10 protein-coding genes are annotated in these 13,413 nt (G+C 39.0%); all 10 read right to left on the reverse strand.

All coding sequences use genetic code 11. The annotated features are described in order from the left end of the window. Position 1 precedes the first annotated feature (1 nt). Positions 2-1,948, reverse strand: a complete 1,947-nt coding sequence (locus QM450_RS01360) for a virulence factor (protein WP_414319443.1) — start codon at positions 1,946-1,948, stop codon at positions 2-4. Between the two features lie 10 nt (positions 1,949-1,958). Continuing rightward, positions 1,959-2,606: a hypothetical protein gene (locus QM450_RS01365; protein WP_414319444.1), complete on the reverse strand. Its 648-nt coding sequence runs from the start codon at positions 2,604-2,606 to the stop codon at positions 1,959-1,961. Next, a complete protein-coding gene (locus QM450_RS01370; RefSeq protein WP_006154524.1) occupies positions 2,606-2,914 on the reverse strand; it encodes a DUF5592 family protein in 309 nt (102 codons plus the stop codon). Before QM450_RS01370 ends, QM450_RS01365 begins: the two co-directional genes overlap by 1 nt. Before the next feature lie 147 nt (positions 2,915-3,061). Beyond that, positions 3,062-3,343: a BRCT domain-containing protein gene (locus tag QM450_RS01375; RefSeq protein WP_042902889.1), complete on the reverse strand. Its 282-nt coding sequence runs from the start codon at positions 3,341-3,343 to the stop codon at positions 3,062-3,064. A gap of 8 nt (positions 3,344-3,351) precedes the next feature. Then, the gene (locus QM450_RS01380) at positions 3,352-5,388 is read right to left on the reverse strand and encodes a pLS20_p028 family conjugation system transmembrane protein (RefSeq protein WP_414319445.1); all 2,037 of its coding nucleotides are present in this window, start codon (positions 5,386-5,388) and stop codon (positions 3,352-3,354) included. Positions 5,389-5,510: 122 nt separating this feature from the next. Further along, entirely contained in the window at positions 5,511-6,008 is a 498-nt protein-coding gene (locus QM450_RS01385) for a hypothetical protein (protein WP_080977871.1), read from the reverse strand. 83 nt (positions 6,009-6,091) lie between these two features. Continuing rightward, positions 6,092-9,220: a VirD4-like conjugal transfer protein, CD1115 family gene (locus QM450_RS01390; RefSeq protein WP_414319446.1), complete on the reverse strand. Its 3,129-nt coding sequence runs from the start codon at positions 9,218-9,220 to the stop codon at positions 6,092-6,094. A 4-nt stretch (positions 9,221-9,224) separates the two neighbouring features. Next, entirely contained in the window at positions 9,225-9,470 is a 246-nt protein-coding gene (locus QM450_RS01395; RefSeq protein ID WP_000113751.1) for a hypothetical protein, read from the reverse strand. A 159-nt stretch (positions 9,471-9,629) separates the two neighbouring features. Continuing rightward, entirely contained in the window at positions 9,630-10,067 is a 438-nt protein-coding gene (locus QM450_RS01400; RefSeq protein WP_050239879.1) for a single-stranded DNA-binding protein, read from the reverse strand. A 76-nt stretch (positions 10,068-10,143) separates the two neighbouring features. Continuing rightward, a complete protein-coding gene (locus tag QM450_RS01405) occupies positions 10,144-13,350 on the reverse strand; it encodes an SspB-related isopeptide-forming adhesin (RefSeq protein WP_414319447.1) in 3,207 nt (1,068 codons plus the stop codon). Positions 13,351-13,413: the final 63 nt, after the last annotated feature.

The raw sequence follows: 13,413 nt of genomic DNA on the forward strand, positions 1-13,413 counted from the left end.
CTTACTCAATACCGCCATAGCGCTCAACTTCAGGGGCTAACAGCTGTTGGTTAAAGACCAGATTTCCTACCCCTGCAATGTTCATGAATAACTGTCCTTTCGCCAGACGAGGCAAAGTCTCTAGTTCAGACTGATTCATTGATCCAGATAAGGCGTTAGCTAGTAGAGGAACACTGGTTTCATCCGTCTGAGCGAAAACTCTATATTGCATCAGTCCAAAAATCCTCTGGACTGCCGTCACGTATGGATCCTTATGAGTACCGACCCCTGTCTCAAACAGAATCCCTCGCAGTGAATTAACAGACAATACAACACCAGCAAAGTTTTCGCCCATTGTATCAATCATATCAGCCAGAAGGTTGACACTACTTTCATGCTTAGGGTCAATGAGTGTCTGTGCCCCACTAATATTGACAATATAGTGCTGCATATCCATCTCCGTTAAGTCAGGACGTCTCTTCAGTAATTGCTTACAGCGTTTTCCGTTATTGACAATATCAGCTGAGACAAGTGAAAGAACAGAGAATATCTGAACATTTAACAAATGAGGGGCGTTCTTCAACCCTGAGAAGTCAAATGTTACAACTTGCTCTGAAGAAATATCTTGAAATTCGGTTGTTCCCTCGAAAATTTCTGCGTTTGTTGTCAATAGTTCGTTAAACGTATTGTAAATACGCTTAACAGCCTTGTGTTCGGCTTTATCCGCACTAGTTTGTTCCAGTCGACGTTTGTAGGCATCAACAAACAAAATAAAATCAGACAGAATAGGATACTCTTCCTTCACAATATCCGTCGCTTTCAGTTTTTCTGGATTCAATGAAGGATTTCGAGCCCACAAATTTTCTTCAATGTAAAACTCATTCAGGAGAGTTCCAAATGTGATTAAATCGTCTCCCGTCACTTCATTATTCAGAAGTTTATAGATACTCTTCAGTTTCTCGATATGAAGGTTGTAAGATTTCTTCTTATCGATTTCAGTTCCTGCTTCATTGGTCACTGTTGGAAATACCTGAAAGATATTGATACGGTTAGCCTCACCTGATAAATCAAGAATCAATCCATGTTGTTTTCGTGTCTGATCAAGAAACTGGCCAGTAGCATCAAAGTTACGAATATAATGCCCCTTCGCATAGAGACCGTCTGTGTGTTTCATAAGAAAAGATCGCTGTCCCATCTTTGGATTTCCAGATAGGATCATAAAGGATCGTGTTCTTTTCTCGTCACGTTCTAGAAAATTGAAATTTACCGCTCCATTTGTTGGAGTCCAACCCAGATAAAAACCCTTCTCATCTTCTAGTTTCGTATGATTAAAGAAATATCCACCAGCTATTGAGTGAGCTGGAGTCGGTATTCCTCTTCGATGATTGGGCAAATCAATCTGATATTCAGCTGGAATAAATGGGGCATGGTATTCAAAATCTAATTCTCCAGACAGAATAGTGGATTTGAATTTCGACGTTTTGTCTTTGACCTCTTCAACCTTCTTGAATAATTCTTCTTTGGTTGATGCGAACGTAAAGACACGAATATACATCCCGTACATAGCTATATTTTGCTTATCAATTTCACGGCTTAGTTTATTCAGATTTTCAATTTCATCTAGTTCTTTCCGATTATTGGTTAGTTTGCTATTGTTTGTAATCCGTGTTGACTTCTCTTCAATAGAGTCCTCAATCTCTTTTTGAAGCTGTCTGTTATCCTCCTTGTACAGTGACAGGAAGGAACGTGTACCAGGAATCAACAACAATTCAGAAAGCCAAAAACGATCCATCCCTTCAGTTGGATACTCATAATAGTGTAAGACCGTATGGTGCCCATCTCCACTTATCCAGGAGCGGTCATCCTTTTGAAAATCAATATTTCCTTGCGGTTGAATCTGACTAAGAAAAGCAAGGTCATATCCTTCATTTTTTAGTTGTCTTTGTCTACGTTTTGATAAATCAGGCATGCTATCTCTCCTATACTTTCTCATTCATATTGTTGTATTGCTTTATTATCTGAATTTTCTTCCTGTAGTTGATATCTTGCGGAACAAAATCATTATTTCCATAGGTTTTAGCCTTCCGAACCAATTCGTCCAATTCGGTTGTTGTGGGCGCAAATAGCCACAGAATGAACTCTGTATTATAGACTTCTTGTCGGATACTTTCTTCAACCTTAATTTGGCTTTGAATCCAAATTTCACGATCCTTGAGTTGTAAAAAACGTCTATCGTTTACTGATAACTTAGACATATCTTGTCGCACTAAATCCAAATGATGGCGCAAGTCAGAAATTTGCGTGTCTGTATTTGTTGGCAAAGTTGTCGTCTCCACTTGGATATTCGGTCCAAATCGAGTCAACCAGGTTTCAAAATTTTCAATGGTTCTCATAACCTCGTTATAAGACATCGATCCTAAATCTTTACCTGGTATCTCCATCAGCTGCAAGTAGCCATAATCAACTAACTGGATATAAGCCTGGCTGTTCGGAATGATTGATTTTACATCTAACAACTCAACGCAAGAATGTAAATCAAAATATTCCTGCGTTTGTTTCTTTGTTTCTTGAAGACGTCCCAGAGGGCGTTTCTCGTTTTTTGAGGGTTGAATTTGTTTAATCGCCATTATGGTTTTCTCCTTCTGATATAATTCAAGCTAATATAACGTTTTCTTCTTCGTCTGAAGAAAAGAAACATGCTGTGCCAATTCTTTTTGCCACCGTTGGCTGGCAATACAAGATATAAACTCATGACTGGTGTCAACAAAATGAATGCGAACATCTGTATCCACTGACTTTTAGGAAAGATTTTTAAGCCAACGCTCAAAGCGATTACTCCAGTAATTCCTACAAAAGCAATATCTAGGATAAGAAGGCCTATGATTTTGATTTTGGCATAGATATCTCTAGGTACACCGTATTTTTCACCGTACATGAATTTCTCCTTTATATTTGTTTTGACACTCACATTATAATGAATAATCGAAAATATCTTTTAAAGGGACAATAGCATTTTCACCATCATCCTTCAGGAAAGAATTGTACAAAAAGTTATATACTTTTTTGAACAATAAAAGAAGCCTCAATCTTGAGACTTCTTGACTAAATCAAAGAATGATTCTTCAGAAAGGAAAGTGATGGATTGACCGTCTGATATTCTTCTAAGCGCTGCATCATGCTTTTTAGACCGTTTATCTGGATCAAAAAGATCCAACTGCTTGTGTCCTAAAACCAATATATCTGTTCTAGAAGATACATAGCCCTGCACGACAGCTCCTTTACTTTCTAAAAATCGTATGGCTTCTTCTCGAGTTAGAGGACGTAGGCTTCCTGTGATAACAATGTTCTTTCCTGTTAAATCCATAGTTCAGCCTATTCTTCTTCGTCGTCACTCTCAGCGCCAGTGATATGACGTCCGCCCTGCATACGCTGTCCTGCTTGTTGCATTTGTTGGTTCATGTAGTTCATTTGATTCATGCTCTGTTGAAATTTTTGTTGAGAAGAATCAGGCTGTGCTGGTGGTTGTGATTCTGAAACTGGTGCATCTACAGGTGGATTTGGATCTTGAATTGGGGACTCCATTTCTTCAGCTGAAGGAGTTGGATCGACAATAGGTGCATCTGTTGTTCCTGGATCAATTGGAGGCTCAGGAATATCAATTGGGCCAGGCTGATCAATTCCAGGAACAGCATCATTTTTCAGAGCGTTATAGGTCGCATTTTGAGCAGAGGCAGCCTTATCATCCAGCTTATCTAATGCGCTACCAACTGCCCCTTTCGTATTTTGCATGGCTTCAAATGCTTTCCATTCTGCCAAATCAACCATATTACTTACACCACCTTTGGCCGCATTCATAAAGCCTTGGTCTTTTACAGAGTTCAAAGCACCTTGAATACCACCTCCAGTTCTGGCAAGGCTATTTCCTAAGATCTGACTTCCTTTAGACAAGGCATCTGGAGCTTTTTGTGCCATATCCATACCAAATTGGCCAAGTGCCATACTGCCATTAAAGAGACCGCCTGCTCCAGCCGCAAAGGCATTCCCCATCATCATAGCACCCAACAATTGTTGAGCTGTTTCACTATGACCAGTCGAAACTCCAAGCCAGCGCTCAATCATGGCCACTCCTTGCATGGCCGCAAAGAATACTCCAACGTAAACAAAGGCAGCTGCGAGACACTGTTCCCACATATTGAGTCCATCAAAGAATCCGCCAGAAAGCTTCGTTACAGCTGAAACAGAAAGGATTGGTAAATCTCTGAAAATCTCAAGTGTTACACGCATAATGATAACTTCAAAGAAAATTCCTGCTAAGGCACCACCAATCGTTCTTAACAACTCTTTGTATTTCTTTGAGTTTGATAGGGAGCTATAACCAAGAATCGGAGAAATCATTGCTTCAATCAGAATATCAAAGATTGATTTAACGAGCTTAATGATCATGCTGACCAAAAGAACAACAAGGATAATATACTGGAGGAACATCCCTATCCAGTTGACTTTATAGCGCATGTAAACTGATTCAAAAGCACTCAATTGATTAATGACTCGGTGTTCTGTAATGCTTTCAACTCCAGTATTATTGGAATTCAACTTATGGAGGAACAAGCCCTTAATCCCTGCTATTTTATCGTCTGCCTGTATCTCCTCTAACATTTTTGGATTCGTTGTACCATAGTTTGCCCCAAAATCGATCTTGGTCGCAAAATCAGTCGTATCCCGCTGTGCAGGGTCATCCGTGATATTATTGACAGGAGTAGAGCCCTCCTGAACAGGCTTGATGAAGCCATAATCATCCATTGGAAACAACTCTGTAGAAAAATCCTTGTAGATCAAAACTTTTAAGTCTACTACATTATTTTTCATGGGTTGCAGAGCCAAGGAGGAAGTTGGCTGACTACCAGATGGCGCTTCACTGGAGACCGTCTGGATAGACATAGCATCCTGCGCCACTGCTGTTGAGATGGTGGTCAAAGCTAGTGGCAATACGGAAGTTACAGCCGTTACCAAAAGGAAATTCGTAATGACCCCCTTATACTTTACTGGCTTAGTAAAGACTCCTGTCACAGCCGACACAACCAAAATCAGGGTGAACAAGGACGTCCCCAATAGCTGAAACCAGTAAAAGAACTGGCCTATAATCGTCTTCTGGTCTCCCAGATAACCGAAGAGACCAAAGAGCTTGAACATATTATTAAAAACATGTTCTAGGCTGGAAGTGATTTGATAAAGAGCCTTGGCAATCCCTCCTGGTAAATAAGTGAGAAATGCCATAAATGCAGGAGTCGGTTCTAAATAGTTGCCCCAGTAGGAATAAAATTCCGCCAGCTTTTTTGCATTCTCGCCTGTGATTTCACCATTGAGATCCTTGACCTCATTCATCAAATCTGAAAAGGTTTGATAGTGCACTAAAGGTACCTTCTTTCTTTCTAAGATACCCCTATCATATTCGATAATGGCAAAATCGTTTTTAAAGGGACAATGAAATTCTGACAACAAAAAAAGCCTCAAGTAATTGAGACTTTTGTAAATTAATCTGCGGTTCCGTTGAAATCATAGAAAGCATTGTCTTCTTTATAGCCACGACGGAGCTCAATGATTCGGATTTTTTTACCACCCTCGGTCAAGACGACTTGATAATAAGCCTCTGCTTCCTCAGGCTTATCTGCATTATCACCAACAGCTATAGTAAAATTATCCTTTCCTTTCAGTTGACTTTCTAAACTAACAATCGTTCCTCTGAAAGAGGCTGGAATTGCCTTTACTTGTTCATCTGATAGAACACTATACTTAACACTTCTACCGTCGTTATTCGAGATAGTTCGTTCTGCTTTATCAAACTTTAAAGTAGTTCCTACTCCACCCTTAAAATAAATACTCTCATAACTATGTTCTGGTGAGAAGCCTGTATAGCTATCTTTTAGCACATTTTTAGCAATAGAATCAGGTGATTTTTGACCACATGCTCCTAGTAAAATCAAGGCCAATCCTACTAAAACAATTCTTAAAAAGTGCTTTGCTTTCATCATTTTTTCTCCTAATCATTATTTACCTCATTATAACAAACATCATTTTTTCTTGCAAGTGTTTATATAACTTATTGTACATCTTTTTAGATAACTTCATCCGCAAAGAAATCATCTCCGTCATCATAATAATCATAGTCACCGTGAATAACACTAGCTGCAGCTGCTTGGAATAATTCATCTGTGGAAGTAAATGATTGGGATTGCACCTTTTGCCCTTTACTGTGACGGCCTGATAGTTTAGGAGTTTCGCCATTGTTGCTGAGGAGAGGCATAGTCAAACGTTGCCTCCAGTCTATGATGTTGTTGAAGGCTGTACCTGCATCAACTGCTATCTCCTGAAGTTCTAGCTCACGGTGTGCACTTTCAACTGGAATATCCGCAAGAGTCATCGATGTATCAAACTCCTCTTGTAAGAACATGTACTTGTAAGGGAAGCTGTTCTTATCATGTGCAAAGATTGGATCCGTTGTGACCTTACGTCCAACATTATCCCGTCCCTTTACCCCACGTAAGATAACCGCTTCTCCTTCCTGGAGCTTGGCCAATTGCGTTGGTGTCAACAATTCTTGTTTTGGATTCTCGACAGCTACATTTGGATTGGCTTCGTCCAGGATATTGCTGGAGCGCCGTCTTCTGGTGATGGTACGTGTCCCCAGCTCTCCACTAAATCTCTTATTGGTATCTGGAGACGTCGTTTTGACGTAAACTTTCAATGAACAGTTATCCAGAATCGTTTGCGCAACATTTTCACCATAGACATTAACCAATTGTTCCAAGTTTTGAACCCAAAGATAATAGAGAATGTTTTGCCCCAATCCGATAGAAATTTTCGTATCCATGTGAGGAATAGCTGGAATGTTTGTAAACTCATCCAAGATATGGAGAATCCGATTGATACATTTCCGCCCATTTGTTAAGGCAAGGTCATAGTTGGCATTGTACAACTGATCCAAGAACAAAGAGACAATCCCATTGTACTCTGTTCGGTTTGGTGGTGTTACCAGATAGACGACTCTTGGTTTATCGGAGTAAATCAACTCAATATCTGACTCTTGGAGAAGATTTTGAGTGTCTTCTTTGCTCTTCAGAACCCTTACATCGATATGATCTAAAATTGGCTTCTTGGTATACTCATCTAGTTCTAACTTATCTCCATCTTTTCGATAGACTTTTTCAGCTGAGAACTGGAAGACTTGATCCCGAACTGGAGACTTACCATTTTTCTTATGATTAAAATCAATCGTAACCGTAAACTGATCTGGAAGTTTAGGTTCGATGGCATAAGTCAGATAGCCTTCTCCATCAATAAGAGCTGTCGCTTGCTTCACATAATCGACTTGCTTTTCAACTTTACCCCATTTCTTCAAGCCTGTAATGGTTACCCTTGCAGTCTTATGCTTGAACTCATTTTTTAATTGACTGTTGGTGCTTGATCTCAACTTAACAGACAATCGACGTGGGAAGGCAAAAGACTCTAAATCAATCGAGTTTTTGGAAGTGAGCTTCGCCACGTTATCTTGCAAGAACAGATTGATTCCTGTCATCATGCTAGAGTAGACATTCCCTTTAGTCTCATCACCACCAAAGTCTGAGGCACGAAATTCGATATCTGCCATTTGTCTGAATTTGGAGAATTGTTTTTGATTCACTTGTCTCAAATTATCAAAATAGACCGTGATTTTTGATTTCTTGGATAACTGTTGTTCTCTAGTTGGATTCTCAACGACTTCCCCCGTTCCATCCACAAAGACTTCTTCAGACCCCATTGTCGCCAAGAATTTCGCAACGTTAGGGATGGTAATGGTATCCCAGGCATCGTCCTCACCATTTTGAACGGTTTCATTAGCCCGATCCATCAAAGCCATTGTAAGAGCGTTAAACAAGGATATAGAAGACTTACGAAAATACTCCGCATTTCCCTTCTCACCACCTTTTTGTTTTGGAAAAATGGATTCTGCGACTGCATTGACATAGGTTTGCGTTTTCTCATAGTAACCTTTCTTGGCGGCTGCAATAGCTAGAGCCAAAGGATTGTAGGACATAGACCAATCCATATTTTGGAAAGAAAGCACATCAACTTCATAGCCACGTTGCCTCATCATTTTGTAAGAGGCTTGGTAGTGTTCTCCTTTCGGGTCTGCCAGAACTAGCGATGGCTGCAACTCCGCACGACTGTTGATATCAATCGTTGTCGTGATCTGACCTTCCCCCTTACCTGAACGAGTCATCCCAATCCCTAACAGATTCGTCGGCTTATCTTCAATGTAATAATATCCCGAAGGAAAAGATTGCATGCCCAAAATGCGCTCCGCATTGGTCACGTATCGACTGATTGTCTTATTTTGCCATAACATTTGCGTTCGGAGTGTTTGCCCTGCCAAATCATGATTCAGTTCATGAAATACAGGAGCCCCACCCTCACCTGGATAAGTTAAAGCTTTATTGGGGATCTTTTTGTATTGACGACGAATTTCATCAACCGTCACAAAACGGTCATCCCCCTCCTCATTATGGTTGTAGTCACGAAACTGCTCAAAGTTAATCCAAGCAGATTTCCAAGCAAGGACTAGACCCATCAGAAAGAGAGGAAAAGCTAAAATCGGGGCAATCCAAAAGACTTTTACATTCAATAAACTTTGAAACAAGAGGCTGTTTAAGTCAAAGTTTACGGCCTTACTAGCATCTTTAAACGACCAAATACTAAAGTAGAGAAAGCGGATTGTAGCCCTCAAAACAGTAACCAGGTAATTGGTTAAGATAAAAGCAATAAAGCTAAAACCTAATCCCATATAGACGAAGCTACGATAACTTTTAAAATAAAGAATGGGTTTCATTTCTTTATCAAACCGTTTTCGTTCCCGTTTTACAAAGGGAATCATATAAACAATTCGAAAGAGAATATTCCAAAGAATGAGGGAGACAAGCGCAATGATTTTTGGAATCAATAACTTTACCCATTTGAACAGCCCTCTGGCTGATTGCTTCCATACCTGTTCCCAATCAATCGTTTTGCGACCTTTCCAACCTCTTTTAAAAATCTGCTTCAGCCAACTCTTGCTTTTTAGTAACCGCTGATACTGCCTTAAAAAGTAAGGTTGAAAGAGTCTGAAGAGGTAATAACCTGCGACTCCTAGAAAAAGGAAGGTATTGAGCCAACTGGCTCGAATCAGTTGGATAAGGGTATAAAATACTACTTCAAATAACTCAAACAAACGACTACCCCCTCACACCTTCCAAGAACCACTCCATTTTTCGAGTATAGAAGCTCGAAAAGAGAAATATGTGAAACTGTAGCCTTGGAGAGGCTTTTTCATAACGGTGAAAGTAACTTTCTAACCATTTCTCTCCATCCAACTGAAGAACATTCAATCGACTGGATCGACTTTGTTCTAAGTAATTGGTCACCTGAAGAGATTCTGCAATCAATTCATCAGACAGATAATTGTATTTTTGTCTTGCCATTGTTGCACTCCTTTCTTATTATTTCTTAATTCCCCTCTATTCTAAGGGATAATATCAAATTCTTTGTTAAAGGGACAAAAGATATTGTTATATCATAAGTTATATAACTTTTTGTACAACAAAAAAGCACACAAGTGTTCTTGTATGCTTTCAATCCCTTTAGAATGGGGATTCTACATCCATTGGTTCAGGATAAGATGGAGGAATAGAACTTGGTATCGGCTGAGAAAAGCCCTGTTGTTCCTGCTTACGTCGGTTAGATGCTTCCCTATTTTCAAGGAAAGAAATTCCTCCTTGTTGATTTGGGGAAATAAACTGATACGTCCGACGTTGACCTTGTTCATCATTATAAGGTCGTTGGATAATTTCTCCTTTTAAGAGGATTGGAGAGCCTTTAGATAGGCTCTGAGCCATCAATTCCGCTTGTTTTCCGTATACTTGCACATGGAAGAAACTAGAAATTGGTTTATTTGTATCATCATTCATACTAGAATCACAAACAAACTCAAATTTGAAACTGGCATGACCATTTTTAGTTTGACCTACTGCATCACTTGGGATGAATGCAACACGTCCAGAAGCGATAAATACTTGCATTTTTTCTCCTTTCAATAAAGACCACAAGAGAGTCTTTATTCAACTTGTGGTCATCATTTCATTTTAGTTCGTCAAATTAGTTTTCTTTCGACTTACGAAGGCCTGCAAGACTCAACAATCCCAAAATCATTCCCACAACTGGAAGCATGCTTGCTGATGTTCCAGTATTTGGAAGCGATGGCTGCGGTTGTGGTTTGCCTGGTTCTTCAGGTTTTGGTGGCTCAGGAGTATGAGTCGTTACTTTCGCATCCATTTCTTGACTGTTGATAATGTTCACAAATTTATTTTCAACTTCTCCAGCCAAAATACGCTCAACTTCGACATAAAAATCAGCGTCGAACGTACCTTTAACACCTAGAGAGTTCAAGAACTCTTTGTCAATAGTGTAAGCCCACTTGCCACTTTGTTCATTCCAAGAAACTGTAACAACCTTCTTGATAAAGTCAGAATTTGTGCTTTGGTCAAATTCAAATTGGAAAGCATATACAGAGCCTTTGGCAATCTTATCTCCTGCCTTAACCACTTTACCGTCAGACAAGACTACATCATAAGGGAGAACCAAGTCTTTTTCGGCAACGTATTCTGTCCCACGAATGATACCAGACCAATTACCTGTGTATCTGTCATGCTTCAAGTCAAGCATATCAATACCGTCATATTGATAAAGAGTATCATGTTTAGCAGAAACAGTCACTCCGTCCAAAAGGTAACGTAGGTATTCACCAATTTGAATTTCTTGACCATCCCGAATTTTAGAGTTATCTTTGTGATCCAAAGCATGTTTTTCAGGTTTAATGTCTGGAACTTCTAGCATTACTAAATTAGACTTATTATCGATTCCAAAATCAATCTGATGGAAATCGTTCTCAACCTTTTGACCTTCTTTTACCAACAATTTAGCAAACAAATCAAAAGTCACATTTTTTCCCTTAGAAACATAATTCTTGTAGTAAGCAGCGTTGTCTTTTGGAATCCACATATAGAATTCACCTTTAGGTGACAAGCCTGCTTCTTTCAAAATTTCATTAACAACATCTGTTCTTCCCTTGTCAGAAAGAACATGGAACATGTCAAAAAGTTGTTTTGCATCTTTGCCTTCGTCATCAGTTGCCTTGATTTTGGCATTATCAACAGTATAGGCACCATCTTGCACATCGTCTACAATCGCAAAACGTTTTGCAATCGACTTAGGTGACGCGGTAAATTTTGAATAAGGAGAATAGTCAGTTTTCAACGTAAACTTCACATTCTTATCAAATGTCTTAGCCCCATCAATGTTATTTCCATGTGTATCCTCAACAGATTTTGTAGGATTTACAGATGGTTTATACTTCAAATTAGCATATCGAACATGCACAGTACGAGGAGATATTTTATTTGGAATAGAAGTATAGCTTGGTTCACCAGGTTTTGGTGGATTTGGAACGTGAGGCTGATCAGGATTTTTTGTTGGGGAAGGGAGGTATGTTGGATCCGGAATTGTCTCTTTTTCATGTTTTAACAATTCAGGTGGATTTGGCACATCAGGCTTACGTAATGGTTTTGTAAGAGAAGCGTTACGTCCCCATAGTTGGAATGCGTAGTCAAGCATAAATAGTTCTGCATCGCTGAGAGGAGCTTTACCGTCTGCCTTTGTACGTTCATCAGAATTTTTACGAACAATATCCCACTCATCTTGTGAACGAGTTGCTTGAGATTTGTTACCTTTTGAATAAGTTAAGTGCATACGAGAACCAAAGCCTGCTGTCAACATAGAACCAAGAGGAACATCATCTTCATCCTTTACATTCTTATAATGAAGATCACTTGCTTTCCATTCATTCAATCCTGACGGGTCGTCATAACCCACTGGAACATCCCAACGATGCTCTCCTTTAAATAGATTTTTTCCGTCACGTGTGACTTCTAGAATATCAGAACCTTTTGGATTCATGACAACTCCTGTTGTCCCATCCTCATATTCCCATCGAAGTTCTTGTCCATAGTCAAGATCACTGAAAGTATTAACCATTCCTAATTTAATTGGTTTGCCTGTTCCTTCTTCAAAATACTCAATATCAGTATCAACTGCCTGCATATTAAATACATTGAAATCAATTGCATTCGTTATTGATTTCTTGTTATGAGTAACTAACAAACGAGAATAAACAGAATCTACACCCATTTTTTGCCATTCTGGAACAACAGTTTTAAAAGTAAATTTGGCTGAGATTTTTTTACCTGTATCGGTCTCACCAATATTATGAAGCGTGAATGAATCTCCGACTCTTGGTTTGTTGATAAATTTTCCTTCTGTATCATTCCAAGAATAATCTTCAAGAAGGTCATCACGACTAGCTGTAATTTTTGTATCAGGTCGATAACCTAAATAGTCATTAGCAAGTTCAAGATTTGGCACTCCATCAAAAACAGCAGTGAAATTCTTATAATATTTCATACTGCCACGAGCAGTTTCATCAAAATCACCATACAATGTGACACCGTTTGCAGAACCAGCACGGCCCTGCTTTTCTAGCGCAGCTTTCTGCTCATTGTAATCTTTTAGCTTTTCGCTGTAAAGTTTGTACTTTTTGTTGTAATCAGTTCGAGCTTCTTGATTTTTCTTATCAATTTCAGCATTTTTTGCTTTCAATTCTTTGACAGCCTTTTCATGTTCCGAACGAATTCTATTGTTTTCTTCATCTGTTTTTTTCTTTTGGGTATCATAATCATCATTTTTCTTTTTGTTTTGACGATCAATTTCAGCATTTTGCTGGTTGGCTTTTTCAGAATCAGACTTGTACTGAGCTAGATCTTCATCGTACTTCTTCTTTTTAGCATCATTTTCATGCTTAATTACAGTACGCTCATTTTCGCGTTCCCCAACTTCTTTCTTATAGCTAGAAGCTTCTTCAGAAAGATGTTCTGCTTGGGTGGCATAGCTTTTTTCAATGGCAGATTTACGTTCTGCAAGTTCTTCGGGAGTATTAGCTACTCCAGCATCTACAGGAACATCTTGCTGAACGGTAAGTCCAGCTTTGTTTGCAACTGAAACAGAATTATCAACGTTAGAATGATCAACAACAACATCAACTGTAGTATTTTTCTCGACAGTTTCTTTCTGTTTAGGTAATTCCTGAACAGTTTTTGGAACATTTTTATTCGCACTCACCTCATCAGCAGAAACACCACCTGATCCAAATGCCATAGCAAGAGCAGCCATACCCAAAATTACACCACATGCACCATAATGCTTCATTTTACGAATTGAACCAAACGCTTTTGTTTCTTGTGTTTTAAACATACTTTCTTTTCTCCTTTTAAATTAAAATTTTTTTATTTTATCAATCTCAATCATTATAATCCT

The organism is Streptococcus infantis (genome assembly GCF_047464615.1).
In the GTDB taxonomy this organism is placed as follows: domain Bacteria; phylum Bacillota; class Bacilli; order Lactobacillales; family Streptococcaceae; genus Streptococcus; species Streptococcus infantis_Y.

What these genes read in the sequence shown, in the direction of transcription:
- QM450_RS01360 (WP_414319443.1), bottom strand. Translation starts at nt 1,948, where the DNA reads ATGCCTGATTTATCAAAACGTAGACAAAGACAACTAAAAAATGAAGGA.
- QM450_RS01365 (WP_414319444.1), bottom strand. Translation starts at nt 2,606, where the DNA reads ATGGCGATTAAACAAATTCAACCCTCAAAAAACGAGAAACGCCCTCTG.
- QM450_RS01370 (WP_006154524.1), bottom strand. Translation starts at nt 2,914, where the DNA reads ATGTACGGTGAAAAATACGGTGTACCTAGAGATATCTATGCCAAAATC.
- QM450_RS01375 (WP_042902889.1), bottom strand. Translation starts at nt 3,343, where the DNA reads ATGGATTTAACAGGAAAGAACATTGTTATCACAGGAAGCCTACGTCCT.
- QM450_RS01385 (WP_080977871.1), bottom strand. Translation starts at nt 6,008, where the DNA reads ATGATGAAAGCAAAGCACTTTTTAAGAATTGTTTTAGTAGGATTGGCC.
- QM450_RS01395 (WP_000113751.1), bottom strand. Translation starts at nt 9,470, where the DNA reads ATGGCAAGACAAAAATACAATTATCTGTCTGATGAATTGATTGCAGAA.
- QM450_RS01400 (WP_050239879.1), bottom strand. Translation starts at nt 10,067, where the DNA reads ATGCAAGTATTTATCGCTTCTGGACGTGTTGCATTCATCCCAAGTGAT.
- QM450_RS01405 (WP_414319447.1), bottom strand. Translation starts at nt 13,350, where the DNA reads ATGTTTAAAACACAAGAAACAAAAGCGTTTGGTTCAATTCGTAAAATG.